The sequence below is a fragment of the Herbaspirillum sp. SJZ099 genome (assembly GCF_007828355.1).
In the GTDB taxonomy this organism is placed as follows: Bacteria; Pseudomonadota; Gammaproteobacteria; order Burkholderiales; family Burkholderiaceae_D; genus Herbaspirillum.
Genome location: NZ_VIUO01000001.1, coordinates 84,296 through 100,641, shown reverse-complemented (window position 1 = coordinate 100,641; position 16,346 = coordinate 84,296). Strand labels below are relative to the sequence as shown.

General features: G+C 61.8%; 14 protein-coding genes. 8 read left to right on the top strand and 6 right to left on the bottom strand.

Annotated features, from left to right (window positions below; all coding sequences use genetic code 11):
* Positions 1-88: 88 nt before the first annotated feature.
* The 4 genes from FB597_RS00445 (at position 89) to FB597_RS00430 (ending at position 4,135) form a co-directional block, all read left to right on the top strand.
* Entirely contained in the window at positions 89-1,009 is a 921-nt protein-coding gene (locus tag FB597_RS00445) for a dihydrodipicolinate synthase family protein (protein WP_144767569.1), read from the top strand.
* A gap of 140 nt (positions 1,010-1,149) precedes the next feature.
* The gene (locus FB597_RS00440; protein ID WP_144767567.1) at positions 1,150-1,734 is read left to right on the top strand and encodes a flavin reductase family protein; all 585 of its coding nucleotides are present in this window, start codon (positions 1,150-1,152) and stop codon (positions 1,732-1,734) included.
* A gap of 184 nt (positions 1,735-1,918) precedes the next feature.
* A complete protein-coding gene (locus tag FB597_RS00435; RefSeq protein WP_186442715.1) occupies positions 1,919-3,247 on the top strand; it encodes an MFS transporter in 1,329 nt (442 codons plus the stop codon).
* A gap of 54 nt (positions 3,248-3,301) precedes the next feature.
* On the top strand, positions 3,302-4,135 hold the full coding sequence (locus FB597_RS00430) for an oxaloacetate decarboxylase (protein ID WP_144767565.1): 834 nt from the start codon (positions 3,302-3,304) through the stop codon (positions 4,133-4,135).
* Positions 4,136-4,207: 72 nt separating this feature from the next.
* On the opposite strand, the gene FB597_RS00425 is transcribed toward FB597_RS00430, so the two are convergent.
* Genes FB597_RS00425 through FB597_RS00405 form a run of 5 tightly spaced genes read right to left on the bottom strand, consistent with a single transcriptional unit; the run spans position 4,208 to position 9,775 of the window.
* A complete protein-coding gene (locus FB597_RS00425) occupies positions 4,208-5,212 on the bottom strand; it encodes a transketolase family protein (protein WP_144767563.1) in 1,005 nt (334 codons plus the stop codon).
* Positions 5,209-6,054 carry a transketolase gene (locus tag FB597_RS00420; protein WP_144767560.1) on the bottom strand — a complete coding sequence of 282 codons (846 nt, stop codon included), beginning with the start codon at positions 6,052-6,054 and terminating at the stop codon, positions 5,209-5,211. The genes FB597_RS00425 and FB597_RS00420 overlap by 4 nt, the downstream gene beginning before the upstream one ends.
* 32 nt (positions 6,055-6,086) lie before the next feature.
* A complete protein-coding gene (locus FB597_RS00415) occupies positions 6,087-7,943 on the bottom strand; it encodes a TRAP transporter large permease subunit (protein ID WP_144767558.1) in 1,857 nt (618 codons plus the stop codon).
* Entirely contained in the window at positions 7,940-8,977 is a 1,038-nt protein-coding gene (locus FB597_RS00410; protein WP_144767556.1) for a TRAP transporter substrate-binding protein, read from the bottom strand. The genes FB597_RS00415 and FB597_RS00410 overlap by 4 nt, the downstream gene beginning before the upstream one ends.
* A 48-nt stretch (positions 8,978-9,025) precedes the next feature.
* Entirely contained in the window at positions 9,026-9,775 is a 750-nt protein-coding gene (locus FB597_RS00405) for an SDR family NAD(P)-dependent oxidoreductase (RefSeq protein ID WP_144767554.1), read from the bottom strand.
* Positions 9,776-9,981: 206 nt separating this feature from the next.
* Between FB597_RS00405 and FB597_RS00400 the strand changes: the two genes are divergently transcribed.
* The 4 genes from FB597_RS00400 to FB597_RS00385 all read left to right on the top strand — a co-directional run bounded on the left by FB597_RS00400 (position 9,982) and on the right by FB597_RS00385 (position 14,702).
* The gene (locus FB597_RS00400) at positions 9,982-10,866 is read left to right on the top strand and encodes a LysR substrate-binding domain-containing protein (protein WP_141917300.1); all 885 of its coding nucleotides are present in this window, start codon (positions 9,982-9,984) and stop codon (positions 10,864-10,866) included.
* A gap of 578 nt (positions 10,867-11,444) precedes the next feature.
* On the top strand, positions 11,445-12,290 hold the full coding sequence (locus tag FB597_RS00395; protein ID WP_144767552.1) for an ureidoglycolate lyase: 846 nt from the start codon (positions 11,445-11,447) through the stop codon (positions 12,288-12,290).
* Positions 12,291-12,396: 106 nt separating this feature from the next.
* Entirely contained in the window at positions 12,397-13,149 is a 753-nt protein-coding gene (locus tag FB597_RS00390; RefSeq protein ID WP_141917304.1) for an SDR family NAD(P)-dependent oxidoreductase, read from the top strand.
* 233 nt (positions 13,150-13,382) lie between these two features.
* Positions 13,383-14,702, top strand: a complete 1,320-nt coding sequence (locus FB597_RS00385) for an MFS transporter (RefSeq protein ID WP_144767550.1) — start codon at positions 13,383-13,385, stop codon at positions 14,700-14,702.
* Between the two features lie 121 nt (positions 14,703-14,823).
* On the opposite strand, the gene FB597_RS00380 is transcribed toward FB597_RS00385, so the two are convergent.
* Positions 14,824-16,272 carry an efflux transporter outer membrane subunit gene (locus tag FB597_RS00380; protein ID WP_144767548.1) on the bottom strand — a complete coding sequence of 483 codons (1,449 nt, stop codon included), beginning with the start codon at positions 16,270-16,272 and terminating at the stop codon, positions 14,824-14,826.
* Between the last annotated feature and the right edge of the window lie 74 nt (positions 16,273-16,346).

Here is a 16,346-nt window from a genome sequence, read left to right as displayed (position 1 = left end):
TACAGCCCCAGCCGCCGGACGTATATTCATCGCCATCCGGAGCACAGGCGTCCGGCCAGCCCCATCCCAAACACAAGCGGAGACACTGATGAGCACCCCTATCTATCGCGGCGTATTCCCCGTCGCCCCGACCATTTTCGACCAGAACGGCAAGCTCGACCTGGAAGGCCAGAAGCGCGCCATCGATTTCATGATCGACGCCGGCTCCGATGGCCTGTGCATCCTGGCCAACTTCTCGGAGCAGTTCGTGCTGTCCGACGAGGAGCGCACCCAGGTGCAAAACACCGTGCTGGAACATGTCGCCGGCCGCGTGCCGGTGATCGTCACCACCACCCACTACGGCAGCCAGATCTGCGCCGAGCGCAGCCGCGCCGCGCAGGATGCAGGCGCCGCCATGGTGATGGTAATGCCGCCGTACCACGGCGCCACTTTCCGCGTCTCGGAAAAGCAAACCTACGAATTCTATGAGCGCGTCTCCGCCGCCATCGACATCCCGATCATGATCCAGGATGCGCCGGTGGCAGGCACGCCGCTGTCGGCGCCGTTCCTGGCGAAGATGGCCAAGGAAATCGAAAACGTCTCCTACTTCAAGATCGAAACCGCAGGTGCCGCCTCCAAGCTGCGCGACCTGATCGAACTGGGCGGCGACGCCATCGTCGGCCCGTGGGACGGCGAGGAAGCCATCACCCTGATCCCCGACCTCGACGCCGGCGCCACCGGCGCCATGACCGGCGGCGGTTATCCGGACGGCATCCGCAAGATCACCGACGCCTACTTCGCCGGCGACACCGAGAAAGCCGCCGAGCTGTACATGCACTGGCTGCCGCTGATCAACTACGAAAACCGCCAATGCGGCCTGGCCGCCTGCAAGGCGCTGATGCTCGAAGGCGGCGTGATCAAGTCCGACATGCTGCGCCATCCGCAGCCGCCGATGCACCCGAAGGTGCGCGAAGGCCTGCTGCGCGTGGCGCGCCGCTTGAATCCGCTGGTGCTGACCTGGGGCAAGTAAGAAGTAAGGTAACGGGCAACGAGAAAACGGGAGCTTCGCTCCCGTTTTTTATCCGCCCTGCGCCGCCGATGACGGCACGGCGCGTTACGGTGAACTATGTCATCCTGCCGCTTTGCGCTTGCCAGACACAGGAGATTGCCTTGAACCACTTCCGCCCCGTCGAACTGCACCACGCCAGCCGCCTGGTCAACCACGGACCGACCGTGCTGGTTACCGCCGCCCACGGCGAACGGCGCAACATCATGGCCGCGGCCTGGTCGATGCCGGTGGAATTCACGCCGCCGCGCATCGCGGTGGTGATCGACAAGAGCACCTATACCCGCGAACTGATCACCGCCTCCGGCGGCTTCGGCATCATCGTGCCGGGCGCGGCGCTGATGGACCTGACCTATGCGGTGGGCAGCGCAAGCGGACGCGACATGGACAAGTTCGCGCACCACGGCATCGCCGCCGGCGCCGGCCCGGTGTTAGGCATGCCGACGCTGGAACAAGGCTGCGCCGCCTGGCTGGAATGCCGCTGGATCGAAGAGGCGCATACCGAGAACGCCTACGACACCTTCTTCGGCGAAGTGGTCGCGGCGGCCGCCGACGCCCGCATCTTCGCCAACGGCCACTGGAATTTCACCGAAGAAAACGCCGGCTTGCACACGCTGCATCACCTGGGCGCCGGCAAGTTCGTCGTCGCCGGCAATCAGCAACAAGCCGCGCTCCCAGCAGCCAAGTAAGCTCGCCTTCCTTGCGCGACAGTCATCGGGAATAGCGCCGTCATGTGGTAATACCTTTTTACCTTTGATGTGATCTCGTATAATTCCCGAGCCCGGAACCCTACAACAAACACACGTCCGGGCGCGGGCAGAAATGCGGCAAACGGCATGTCTGCCTGACCACCATCAAAAACAAGGAGACAACATGTCCTACGCCAATCCGGCTGCCGCTGCGCAGCCGATGGACGGCGAATCCGCGGTCGGCCGCCGCGTTATCGCCAAGCTGCACCGCAAGATCGTCTGGTACTGCTTCTTCCTCTTCATGATCAATTACCTGGATCGGGTCAACGTCGGCTTCGCCGCGCTGACGATGAACGCCGACCTGGGGTTGTCGGCCAAGGTCTACGGGCTGGGCGCGGGGATCTTCTTCCTCGGCTACATCGCCTTCGAGATCCCCAGCAACATGATCCTGCACCGGGTCGGCCCGCGCATCTGGATCGCCCGCATCATGATCACCTGGGGCCTGGTCGGCTGCGCCATGGCCATGATCCAGGGCGCCTGGAGCTTCTATGCGCTGCGCTTTTTGCTGGGCCTGGCAGAAGCCGGCTTCGCGCCGGGCGTGCTGCTGTACATGACCTACTGGTTCCCGAAGAAGGAGCGCGGCAAGGCCGTGGCCGGCTTCATGCTCGCCACCGTGCTGTCCTCGGTGGTCGGCGCGCCGCTGTCGGGCTGGCTGCTCAGTTCCACCCACGGCTGGGCCGGGCTCTCCGGCTGGCAATGGATGTTCATCCTGGAAGGCCTGCCGGCGGTGATCATGGGCGTGGTCACGCTGTTTTACCTGGTGGACCGTCCCGAGCAAGGCAAGTGGCTGGACGCCGAGGAACGCCAATGGCTCACCTCCACCCTGGCCGCCGAGCAGCAAAGCAACGCCTCGCATGCCCAGCATGATTTCGCCACCATCTTCCGCGACCCGCGCATGTGGATCCTGACGCTGATCTACATGTTCAACGCCGTGGCGATCTACGGCGTGGTGCTGTGGCTGCCGCAGATCGTCAAGAGCCTGGGCGGCCTGAACAACTTCCAGACCGGCCTGGTCGCCGCCATCCCCTTCATCTGCGCCGCCGCCGGCCTGGTCCTGGTGGCGCGCAGCTCGGATCGCACCGGCGAGCGCAAGCTGCACACCGCCTGCGCCGGCCTGTGCGGCGGCGTGTTCCTGGCCGCCAGCGCACTGGCGCCTTCGCCGCTGCTGGGCCTGGTGCTGCTATGCATCGCCGCCATGGGATTGTGGGCCACGCTGGGCGTGTTCTGGACGCTGCCCACGCAATTCCTGGCCGGCGCCGCCGCGGCCGGCGGCATCGCCATGATCAACGGCTTCGCCCAGATCGGCGGCTTCGTCGGCCCCTACCTGGTGGGCTGGATCCGCGAAAGCACGCAAAGCTTCTCGACCGCCCTGCTGGTGCTGGCGATGAGCCCGATCATCGGCTTCTTCCTGTGCCTGACGCTGAAAATGCGCAACGACAGGACCGGGCGTTAAACCACCCTGGCGCCGGACGCATGGCGGCCGGCGCCATTATTTTGCGGGAACGACATGACAAGCACCTCATTGGCCCAACGCCTGCGCCAGCCCGGCATCGTGGTGGCGCCCGGCTGCCACGACGCGCTGGGCGCGCGCATCTACCAGCAGGCCGGCTTCGAAGCCGTGTACATGACCGGCAACGGCCTCTCGGCCAGCCTGCTGGGCGCGCCCGATATCGGCCTGCTCGGCATGAGCGAAATGGTGGAACGCGGACGCGCCTTCGCCGCCGCCGTCGATGTGCCGGTGATCGCCGATGCCGACACCGGCTACGGCAACCTCAACAACGTGGCGCGCACGGTGCAAAGCTATGAAGCCGCCGGCGTGCAGGCGATCCACCTGGAAGACCAGGTCACGCCCAAGAAATGCGGCGCCATGAAGGGCCTGGCGCTGGTATCGATGGAAGAGCATGCGGAGAAGATCCGCATCGCGGTGGCCACCCGCAAGAGCGCCGATTTCCTGATCATCGGCCGCAGCGATGCCCGCATCCCGCTCGGGCTGGACGAGGCGATCGCGCGCGGCCGGGCCTACGCCGCCGCCGGCGCCGACCTGGTGCTGCTGGAGATGCTGCAATCGGAAGAGGAAATGCGGCGCGCATTATCGGCCATCGACGCGCCGCTGATGTTCAACGCGGTCGACGGCAAGACCCCGCCGCTGAACGCCGCGCAGTTCGAGCGCCTGGGGTTCCGCTTGCTGAGTTTCCCGATCTCGGCGACGCTGGCCTACACCCACATGATGCAGCGCCTGGCCGAACATATCCGCGCCACCGGCAGCGCCTTCGGCGTGCCATCGGGTTCGGCGGCGATCGCCGATTACGAAGCAGTGCTGGGGCTGGAGCGCTACCAATAAACTATCGGCGGTGCCGCACATGGGCGGGGCGGCCAGGAGCCCCTTCCTCACATGCCGCCCCAATTGCCTGACTCACTTAAGCCACTGCTTGATACGCTCACGCAGCACTTCGCAGCTGATGCCGTAGCGGTCATGCAGCGTCGGCAGCGCGCCAGCATCCAGGAATGCATCTGGCAAGCCGGCCATCTCGAAACCTGCGGGCTGGACGCGATTGCGCATCAGCGTGGTGGCGACGATTTCGCCCAGGCCGCCAATGACCGAGTGGTTTTCGGCCACCACCACCAGACGATTTTTCTTTTTGACTTGCTCCAGGACGGTTGCTTCGTCGAAGGGCTTGATGGTCGGGCAATGCAGAACGCCGACGCTGACGTTGTCAGCTTCCAGAGCGCTGGCCACTTCCAAAGCACGCATGGTCATGAAACCGCTGGAAATGATGAGCACATCGTTACCATCGCGAAGTTCCTTGGCCTTGCCCAGCTCGAACCTGTAGTCGTACTCGTCCAGCACCAGCGGCACGTTTCCGCGAGCCAAGCGCATGTAGACAGGCCCCTTGTGTTCGGCAATCTGCGGAACTGCTTGCTCAAGATCCAGAGCGTCGCAAGGGTCAACGATAGTCAGCCCCGGAATTGCGCGCATCATGGCCAGGTCTTCGGTCGCCTGGTGGCTGGGGCCGTAGCCGGTCGTCAGGCCGGGCAACGCACAGCAAATCTTCACGTTCAAGTTCTCTTCGGCAATGATCTGATGAATGAAATCATAGGCGCGACGGGTAGCGAAGACAGCATAGGTTGTCGCGAACGGAATCAGGCCCTCTTTTGCCATGCCGCCGGCGGCTGCCATCAGCAGCTGCTCGGCCATGCCCATCTGGAAGAAGCGCTCCGGATATGCACGTTGGAACAGGTGAAGGTCCGTATATTTCGCCAGGTCGGCGGTCAGGCCAACGATTTCAGGGCGCTTGGCTGCATATTCGACCAGCGCCTTACCGAAGGGAGCGGCTTGAACACGCTGCCCTTCGGCTGCGATAGAGGCAATCATCGCCGACGTGGTCAGGCGTGGCTTCTTTTCAGCTACGGTATTCATGCTTCGTTTCCTTCGTTGTAAGACTGGTCGAGAATTTTCAATGCTTGCGGCCATTCCGGCGGATCCACGCGGATGAAGTGATTCTTCTCACGCTGCTCCAGGAACGGGACGCCCTTGCCCATGAGGGTGTCGAACAGGATGACGCGGGGCTTCGGCTCGGCCAGTTGACGGGCCACGTCAAACGCCTTCACCACGGCAGCAAGGTCATTGCCGTTCACACGTTGGACGTGCCAGCCGAAGGATTCCCACTTGTCGGCCAGCGGCTCGAAGCCCATGACTTTGCTGGACGGGCCATCTGCTTGTTGGTTGTTGATATCGACAAGGCAAATGAGATTGCTCAACTGATGGTGCGCAGCGCCCATGGCGGCCTCCCAAGTCGCACCTTCATCCAGTTCTCCGTCCGACATCGAGTTGTAGACGAATGCCGGATTCTTCTGGTAGCGCAGCCCCAGAGCCATGCCAACGCCAATGGCGAGGCCTTGCCCCAGCGAGCCGCCGGAGATTTCCATACCGGGGGTGTAAGTCGCCATCCCCGACATGGGCAGACGGCTATCGTCGCTACCGTAGGTTTCCAGCTCGTCTTCAGGAACGATGCCCGCTTCAATCAGCGCGGCATACGCGGCAATCGCGTAGTGCCCATGAGACAGCAGGAAGCGATCCCGGCCTTCCCATTCCGGGTCCGATGGCCGCAGCCGCATCGAGTGCTTGTAGGCCACAGCCAGTACGTCAGCCCAACCGAGTGCTTGACCGATATAGCCTTGCCCCTGAACTTCGCCCATGCGAACGGCGAAGCGGCGGATTCGATATGCGCTTTCGCGCAAACTTGCCAAATTTTCAGACATGAGAAACCCTTAGTGGATGAATGCGTATTGGTTCAGAGGAATCCGATGGAGAACCACGGTATGAAGGCGACAATCAGCAGCCCCACCACCAGTGCTCCCAGATAGGGCCAGATACGCTTGACTGCGACGTCCGGATGAACACGGCCAATCGTGCAAGCGGCGTAATATCCCAGGCCGAACGGCGGCGCGAACAAACCAACGCCCATGGACAGGATGATCACCATTGCGTAGTGCACCTCATGAACCCCAATGGCCTTGGCAACCGGGAAAAGCAACGGGGCAAACAGCACCATGGCGGGGATTCCTTCCAAGACGCTGCCCAGAACGATGAATGCTGCGATAGAGACCAACAGGAAGCCGTACTTCCCGCCCGGCACACTTGTCATGGCCTCGGCCAGCGCGTGCGAGAACCCCGACTGAGTCAGCGCCCACGACATCCCCGTAGCAGTGCCGATGATGAACAGGATGGCCCCAGACAAAGCCGCGGTATCGACCAGCATCGGATACAGGCGAGACCAGTCGAATTTGCGATAGACAAGCAGGCCAGCTACCACTGCGTATGCGATCCCGATGGTCGAAACCTCGGTTGCAGTTGCGACACCTTCCACCACGGCAGTGCGAATCAGAATCGGGAGCAGCAATGCGGGAAGAGCGATCACCAGCGTACGCAATACCACCTTACCCGGGGCGCGCTTGAAGCCTTCGGTAATCTCAGCGCTGCGCCAGCGAGCCAGTATCGCCAGCAATATCGCCAGTACGATGCCGGGCATGATGCCACCGGTAAAGAGCGCCGCAATTGAAACACCGGCCACCGACCCGATGGTGATGAGCACCAATGACGGCGGAATCGTCTCCGCCATGGCGCCCGATGCGGCCAAGAGCGAGATCAGTTCGCCCTCGTGGTTGCCGCGGCGTTTCATTTCCGGCAACAGCACCGGGGCCACTGCCGCCATGTCGGCAGTCTTGGCGCCGGAGATGCCCGACACCAGCAACATCGCACCCAGCAGCACGTAGTTCAGGCCGCCACGCACATGGCCCAGCAGCGACGCCAAAAAGTCCACCATCGCCTTGGCCATGCCGGTCATCTCGACCAGATGGCCCAGCAGAATGAACAGCGGTACTGCCAGCAAGATAAGCGAACTCATGCCTTCATCGAAGCGCCCGGCCACCACAGCCAGCGGGCTGGACGTCACGGTCAGCATGAACGCAACGGTCGCCAGGCCGAAACAGAAAGCAATGGGAATACCCATCAAGACGGAGCCCCCCAGTACCAGACCGAAGAAAATGACCAGGTTCCAGTTCCCGATGCTCTGCAGCCACCCGGAGCCTAGATACATGGCGCCACCAGCCACAGCTACCAGGGCAACAACGCCCAGCAGGTCGCTCAGGCGCTGGCGCGAAATGCGCAGCAGCGAAATGGCAATCATCAGCGCGGCGCCAACGGCAACTGCTGCGGCACGCACTGTATTTGGCCATCCCAATGCGGGCGTCTGGACGAACATCTCGTCTTCCGCGTATTCCCACATGGGTCCCATGAGGATGAGCAGCATCAGGCACGGCGCAATGATGGCCAAGGCTTCAGCCCAGGCCTTGCCACGGTCGCTTAAGAAACCGAGAAGGACGGTAGTCCGCATGTGGGTGCCGCGACGCAAAGCTACCGCGGCACCGAGATTGGCCAGCCACAGGAACAGGATCGAGGCCAGCTCATCAGTCCAGGGAAGCGGGCTGTTGAAAATGAACCGCATGACAACGCCGGCCAAGAGCACGCCTACCTCGCCAACGACAAGCGCTGCTGCAGGAATCTCGATGGCGTGGCCCAGCCAGTTCTCCATACGAGCGGACAACGACGTATCCGCTACAGTCGATTGCTCAAGCGACATGGTATTCACCCCAGGCTCCCCACACTGTTCTGCAGCAGCTTCCAGGCATCTTCACCGAACTTGGCGCGAAGGTCCTTGTAGAAGGTTCCTTTAGCCAGCATCTCCTTGAAGGAATCCTTGTCCGCCTCGATGATTTGCACACCCTTGCCCTTCAGCTCGTTGCGCGCGAAGCCGGACAGCGCGGCGATGTCGGCACGCTCGTCGGTGGCTGCCTTATCCAGCTCGCGGCGCACGATTTCCTGGATATCCTTCGGCAGGCGCTCAATGGCACGGCGGTTGCCAAGAATCCAGTAGGCATCCCACACGTGGTTGAAGATGGTGCAGAACTTTTGCACCTCATACAGACGCGCGGTACTGATGATGGCCAGCGGATTCTCTTGCCCCTCGACCAGCCTGGTTTGCAGCGATGAGTACACCTCGTTGAAGTTAATTGGCGTCGGGCTGGCGCCCAGTGCGGTGAACAGCGACGTCAGCATCGGTGCTGCCGGCACGCGAAGCTTCAGGCCCTTCAGGTCTGCGGCGGTCTTGACTGGCTTGGTCGAGGTAGTGATTTGGCGGAATCCGTTGTCCCATGGCTTGGACATGGTCAGCAGACCCACCTTCTCAATTTGGGCACGGACGTAAGCGCCCAGCGGACCATCCATCGCCTTCCAGACCTCTTGATAGTCGTGGAAAGCGAAACCGGTATTGACGATGCCGGCCGCCGGCACCAACGTGGACAGAACCACACTGGCCTGGTTGAAGAATTCAACGCCGCCGTTACGAATCTGCGACATCAGGTCGGTATCGGAGCCCAACTGGTTCGCCGGGAACAGTTTGATTTCCAGGCGCCCATTCGTGGCGTTGCGAATACGATCAATCGCTTCCTGGGCTCGCTTGTTCACCGGGTGCGTCGGATCCTGACCAGTTGCGAACTTGTAGGTGAATTCGGCAGCATTGGCAGGACGACTCGCGATGGAGAAGAGCGGCAAAGCGGCGCCGACAGCGCCTGCCTTCAGAATTTGACGACGGGTGATGCCTTTCTTTGTGATTTCGGTTGTCATGTCAGGTCTCCTATTTTTCTGATTTCTTTAATATTCGGCAACGCCGGCTTAGTGAATCAACATGCCGCCGTTCACATCCAGTGTGATGCCGGTGCAGTATTGGGAAAGGTCGCTGCCCAGGAAGACGCAGGCGCCGCCGATATCGTCTGCGCGCCCCAGGCGGGCCAGAGGAATCGTCTCTGCGATCTCCGCCTTCTTTTCTTCGGTCAACTTGCCCTTGATGATGTCGGTACCAATCAGGCCAGGAGTAATGCTGTTGACGCGGATTCCTTCAGGACCGAATTCACGCGCCATTGCTCGCGCCAGACCAAGCACGCCGGCCTTCGCGGCGGAATAGTGCGGGCCGCCCAGGATGCCGCCACCGCGTTGCGCGGAAACGGACGAGATGCAAACGATGGAACCGCTCTTTTGCTTCTGCATCGCCGGCAGCACGGCCTGCGACATGTACATCGTGCCACGCAGGCTCACGTCGAGAACGCGGTCGTAGTCCTTGCCGGTGATTTCCAGGGTCTTCACCGGCTGAGTGATGCCGGCGTTGTTGATGAGGATGTCGATACGGCCGTATTTGGCGAGTGCGGAGGCGGCAGCAGCGTCGCACGACGCCTTATCGGTAACGTCCGCAACCAGGCCGAGATGGCCATCCCCCAGACGCGCTGCTGCTCCGGCAGGGTCTGCCTGCTCCAAATCCAGGATAACCACGCGAGCGCCATGCGATGCCATCAGGCGTGCAGTAGCGAATCCGAGACCGTTGATACCCGCACCGCCAGTGATGACGGCGACTTTATCCTTCAGCAGCATGAAATACATCTCCAGTTAGTTGGCGTTTGTTCAAAGGAACACTGGATACAAAGTGGGCAATAGTGCGCCGCAACGCAGCTCTATTGGCCGCTCGCAGATGTCTCCTTTTGTTCTGGGTTCGAATATTCAACCTTTCAGGAACTGACGACAAGCGAAGTCTCGTCATGGTAAAGTGACGATCCGTCATCTTAAGAATGAAACCTCAAATGGCGACGCTACCTCCCCTGCCCAACCTACAGGCATTCGAAGCTGTTGCGCGACGAAAAAGCTTCGCGGCAGCTGCAAGCGAGTTGCATGTCACTGCCTCCGCAGTCAGTCACCAGGTAGCGAGACTTGAAGCATTTCTAGGTGTCAGATTGTTCGAGAGAAGCTCTCACGCCGTGGTCATTACCGATGCGGGCGAGAGCTTTCTTGCGCGTGTTCAAGGTGCTCTATCGGCCATCACCGCGGCGTCCATGGACGTCAAACAGGGGGTCAGCAAGAGTCTGTACATTCACTCGGCGCCGAGTATCGCCAGTCTCTGGCTTATGTTGCGACTCAACGACTTCGCCCGCTCCTATCCTGAAATTTCTTTCAATCTTTCTGCCGCACATACGCCAAGCAACTTCGAACTTGGCGAAGCTGATATCGATATTCGATATGGCATCCCGAATTGGCCAGGCTTGCAGGTTGAGCCATTGTTTGATGAACGAATCGTTCCTTTGGCAAGCCCCGCCTTCATTGAAGAAAACCAGTTACGAAAGCCGGCAGACCTGCTTGGCGTGAAGCTCATTCGAAGCAATGTCAGCGTGGTTCAATGGGCGGATTGGTTTGCGGAGTTTTCAAAAGTACGCCCACCCGAGCAATTCCCTGTTCGGTTCGACCGCGCTCAGATGTCGCTCGACGCGGCAACACAAGGATTGGGAGTTGCCTTGGAAAGTACAACTGTCGCGGCACAACACATCAAGGAAGGGAAGTTGAAGCCGGTGTTCGGATTGACAAAATGCATCCGTATCAAAGCTCACTTCGCGGTGTATCCCGCTCACCATATAAAGCGGCCGGCGGTTGAGGCATTTTTGGGGTGGTTACGACAGCAAGCCAAGATTCAATAAAAATGGGCCGCAATACAGTAATGCCGTCCAGTTGAGGCAAAAGCACTCATCACCGAGCCCGTTCGGGCTGAGTAGGCCCGCCAGGGCCGTATCGAAGCCAGCGTGTCGGCCTTACCGGTCTTGCCTGCCCTTCGATACGCTGCTTGCGCAGCTACTCAGGGCGAACGGAGTCTGAACCACGCAAGCACAAATGCCGTTCAGCGCTTAACTGAACGGCATTAGCCGCAATGCTGTCCATTTTCATCAACCGGCCAAGCCAGATAGACTTCCTCGGCCTTGAGCGTCTTCATGAAATTTCAGCCTGATGAGTTCGCCCCACAGCCAAGCCATTGATTTTCATCGATTTTATAAGACCAGATTCCCATTCATCATTAAATCTGCCCACTTATAATTCTCAAGCACAACAAGATCACCCGATAACCAAAACTTATCCCCTGCGCCCTATTGGTCTTACCAATAAACTGGTATTATCCAATCCGCAAAACGACAAGGCCCGCCATGCCGCTTGCGCTTCCAAGGCTTGCAGCGGCAATCCGCCGGCGCCGATTTGAGACAACTTATTTTCCAAAGGAAACAAGATGAAATTACTCCGCTACGGCCCGGTTGGGCAGGAAAAGCCCGGCATCCTGGACCAGGCTGGCAAGATCCGCGACCTGTCGGCGCACATCGCCGACGTCAACGGCGCCGCCCTGAGCGATGCGTCGCTGGCCAAGATCCGCGCGCTCGACATCAACAGCCTGCCCGTGGTGGACGGCAATCCGCGCATCGGCGCCTGTGTCGGCAATATCGGCAAATTCATCTGCATCGGCCTGAACTACGCCGACCATGCCGCCGAATCCAACCTGCCGATCCCGGCCGAGCCGGTGGTGTTCAACAAGTGGACCTCGGCCGTAGTCGGCCCCAACGACAACGTCAAGATCCCCCGCGGTTCCAAGAAGACCGACTGGGAAGTCGAGCTGGGCGTGGTCATCGGCAAGGGCGGCGCCTATATCGACGAGAAGGATGCGCTGTCGCACGTGGCCGGCTATTGCGTGGTCAACGACGTCTCCGAGCGCGAATACCAGATCGAGCGCGGCGGCACCTGGGACAAGGGCAAGGGCTGCGACACCTTCGGCCCGATCGGCCCATGGCTGGTCACCCGCGACGAAGTCGCCGACCCGCAGAAGCTGGGCATGTGGCTGGAAGTGGACGGCAAGCGCTACCAGAACGGCAACACCAGCACCATGATCTTCGGCGTGGCGCACATCGTCGCTTACCTGTCCAAGTTCATGAGCCTGCAGCCGGGCGACGTCATCTCCACCGGCACGCCGCCGGGCGTGGGCATGGGCGTCAAGCCGGAGGCGGTGTTCCTGCGCGCCGGCCAGACCATGCGCCTGGGCATCGACGGCCTGGGCGAGCAGCAGCAAAAGACCATCGACGCTTAAGCCGTCCCGGCAGCGTCGCCGGCACATACCAACAATAAGAACAATGCGCGCAGGTCGGCCGGCTTGCGCGCCGACCTCAAGATCAGATCACGAGAAGGAGAAGGCAATGAATCATTACGACTTCCAGGGCCGCAGCGCCATCATCACCGGCGGCGCCCAGGGTTTCGGCTACGCGGTGGCCGAGCGCCTGCTGCAGGGCAAGGCCAAGGTCGTGCTGTGGGACATGGACGAGAAGGCGCTGGCCGAGGCGCGCGCCAAGCTGGAGCCGCTGGGCAATGTCGAAACCATCAAGGTCGACATTTCCAATGAAGCCGACGTCAAGAAAGCCATCGAAGCCACCGAAAAGGTCACCCAGTCGATCGATATCCTGGTGCACAGCGCCGGCATCGCCGGCCAGAACAATCCGGTGGCCGACTATTCGCCGGAAGAGTGGCGCCGCGTGATCGACATCGACCTTAACGGCGCGTTCTACGTCAACCAGGTGGTCGTGCAGCGCATGATCGCCCAGAACTACGGCCGCATCGTCAACATCGCTTCCATCGCCGGCAAGGAAGGCAATCCGACCGCCTCGGCCTACAGCGCCGCCAAGGCCGGCATGATCGCCCTGACCAAGAGCCTGGGCAAGGAGACCGCGACCAAGAACATCGCCGTCAACGCCATCACCCCGGCCGCCGCGCAAACCCGCATCCTGGAGCAATGCACCCAGGCGCACATCGACTACATGCTGTCGAAGATCCCGCGCGCGCGTTTCGTGAAGGTGGAAGAGCTGGCTGCCATGGTGGCCTGGCTGGTGTCGGAAGAGAACTCCTTCACCACCGCGTCGGTGTTCGACCTGTCGGGCGGCCGCGCAACCTATTGAGCGACGCCATCGACCGGCACTCTCGCCAGCGGCCTGCATAGGGGCATGATGCAGGCCCGCCCGCGGCAGCCGGTCGCGATATCGTCAATGTAAAAGCAGCACCGGCGGGCGGAGTCCTTCCGTCCGCTCATCCAACCGCACAACAACAATAAGCGACCTCCGCGTACCGCGCGGCGGCATCGGACTTTTTTGCGCCTTCGGTTTTAATCAAAAGCCTTTCGAGGAGAGACATCATGGCAGCAGTACCCTATCCGGCCAGCACGGCGGATGTTCAAGAATCCGACCTGTACCGCAGAATCACCTGGCGCTTCGTGCCCTTGCTGATGGTCTGCTTCGTGTTCGCCTACCTGGACCGCGTCAACATCAGTTTCGCCAAATTGCAGATGCAAAGCGACCTGGGTTTCTCGGACGCCGTCTACGGCCTGGGCGCGAGCATCTTCTTCGTCGGCTACTTCCTGTTCGAAGTGCCGAGCAACATGATCTTGCACAAGGTCGGCCCCAAGCGCTGGATTGCCCGCATCATGGTCACCTGGGGCATCGCCTCGGCGGCGATGATGTTCGTCAGCAACGAGACCAGCTTCTATATCCTGCGCTTCCTGATCGGCTTGCTGGAAGCCGGTTTCGTGCCGGGCGCACTGTACTTCTTCACCAACTGGTTCCCGTCGGTGCGCCGCGGCCGCATCAATTCGCTGTTCATGGCGGCCATCGCCGTGTGCGGCATCATCGGCGGCCCGCTGTCGGGCGGCATCATGAAGTGGAGCCATGGCATGGCCGGCATGCACGGCTGGCAATGGTTGTTCCTGCTGGAAGGCATTCCGTCGATCCTGCTGGGCGTGGTGTGCTACCTGATGATCGACGACAAGATCGAAGACGCCCGCTGGCTCAAGCCTGAAGAGAAGAAGCTGCTGATCGATCGCATCGCGGCCGGACCCAAGAGCGAAGCGGTGCACTCCTTCGGCGCGGCATTGAAGCAGCCGTCGACCATCGTCATGTCGCTGATCTACCTGGTGCTGGCTTCCGGCATCTATGGCCTGGTGTTCTGGATGCCACAACTGATCAAGACCGCCGGCACCGACGACACCTTCATCATCGGCCTGATCTCGATGGTGCCGTACATCTGCGCCGGCCTGGGCATGATCTTCATCGGCCGCAGCTCCGACCGCACCGGCGAACGCCGCTGGCACCTGGCCGGCTGCGCGCTGATCGGCGGCATCGGCTACGCGGCCTCCGCCTACTTCGGCGACAACACGCTGATCCTGGTGATCGCGCTGTCGGCGGCCGCCACCGGCATCATCGCCGGCATCGGCCTGTTCTGGATCCTGCCTCCGCGCGTGCTGTCGGGCGCGGCGGCCGCGGCCGGCATCGCGCTGATCAATTCGGTCGGTCAACTGGGCGGCATCATCACCCCCTACATGGTCGGCAAGATCCGCGACCTGACCGGCAGCGCCGCCATCGGCCTGTATGTGGTCGCCGCCGAATGCCTGGTCGGCGCCGCCCTGCTGCTGTGGGCACTGCCGCGCCGCATCTACTTCCGCGAACCCGCGCAGAAGTGATCCGGCATCGCGCGTAAAGCGCAGGCCCGCCATGCAAAAAGCCCCCAAGGCCCGGAGTTTCGTCCTGGCCTTGGGGGCTTTTCATTTCGCGGGCGGTTTCCCTTGCGCCGCCGCCGTCCGCTCAGGGCGCCGCCGCTCCATTGCCGGCGGCATCGTCGTGCCAACCGCCGCCCAGCGCCTTGTACAGCGATACCGTAGCCTGCAGCCGCTGCAGCTTGATCTGGCCCAACTGGTTCTGCGCTTCCGACAGGGTGCGCTGGGTGTCGAGCACCACCATCAAATCCTCGGCCCCGGCGCGGAAACGGATTTCAGACAGGTCGAAGGCGAAACGCGCCTGGTCGACCTCTCCGCTCTTGAGCCGATAGCGCTCTTCCAGGCTGCGGATCGCCCCCAAGGCCTTTTCCACTTCCGAGAGGGAATTGATGACGCCCTGGCGGTACACCTGCACCAGTTCCTCCTTCTGCGCGATGGCCAGATCGCGCTGGTTCTTCAGGCGGCCGCCGTCGAAGATCGGCGCGATCAGGCCGGCGCCGATGCTGGCGAACAAATTGGGCCCGTCGAACAGCGACAGCAGCGCATTGCTTTGCGCCCCGGTGGAACCCGTCAGCGTGATGCTGGGGAACAGGGCCGCGCGCGCCACCGCGACGTTGGCGTTGGCTGCAACCAGATTGGCTTCGGCGCGGCGGATGTCGGGGCGGCGCATCAACAGTTCCGAAGGCAGGCCGGCTGAAATGCGCGGCATCCGGATACGGGACAGGCCCTTCTCCTGCACGGTGAAATTCTGCGGCGGACGGCCGAGCAGGATCGCCAGCGCGGTCTGCGCGTCCTGTTCCTGCTGCTGCAGATCGGGAATCAGCGCCTTCTGGTTGGCCAGCGCCGAGCGCTGGCGCGCCAGATCCAGCGGCGAGGCGGAACCGGCCCGGCTTTGCGCTTCGACCAGCCTGAGCACGCGCTCGGCGGTGCTGACGTTCTGGCGCGCGATCTCCAATCGGTCCCGCAGCGACAGCACCTGCAGGTAGGTCGAGACGATGCCGCTGGTGACCGTCAGCGCGACCGTCTCGCGGTCATAGCGGTTGGCGCGCAGCGAGGCTTCGGCGGCGTCGCGACTTGCGCGGTTCTTGCCCCAGAAGTCCACTTCATAGCTGACCTGCAAGGCGGCGCCGGCGGAGTTGACCGGCGAGCCGCCCGAAATCGGCAAGTCGCGCGCGGCGTTGGCATTGATCTCGACATTGGGCAACAGCGGCGCGCCCGCGATGCGCGCCTGCGCCTCGGCCTGCTTGACGCGCGAGAAAGCGGCCGCGATCTCAAAATTATTGCGCTGCCCTTCATCGACCAGCGCGCTCAGTTCGCTGCTGCCGAATTGCTTCCACCAATCCGAATCGGGCCATAGCTGCTCGGCATGCGCCACATCGGCGAGGGCGCCGGTGCTCCATTTATCCGGCACCTGCATCTCGGGCAACGGATCGGTCTGGATCGGGCGCCAGGCGCAGCCGCCCAGCGCCAGGACGCATGCCAGCGTCAACGGCAATGGGGACAACGCTGCAAACTTGGGTGGACGACTGGAATTCATATGTCAGATACGTAGCAGATCATGCGCAGGCCTTGCACTGATGCCGTTCAGTGAAGCGCTGAACGAACGGCATG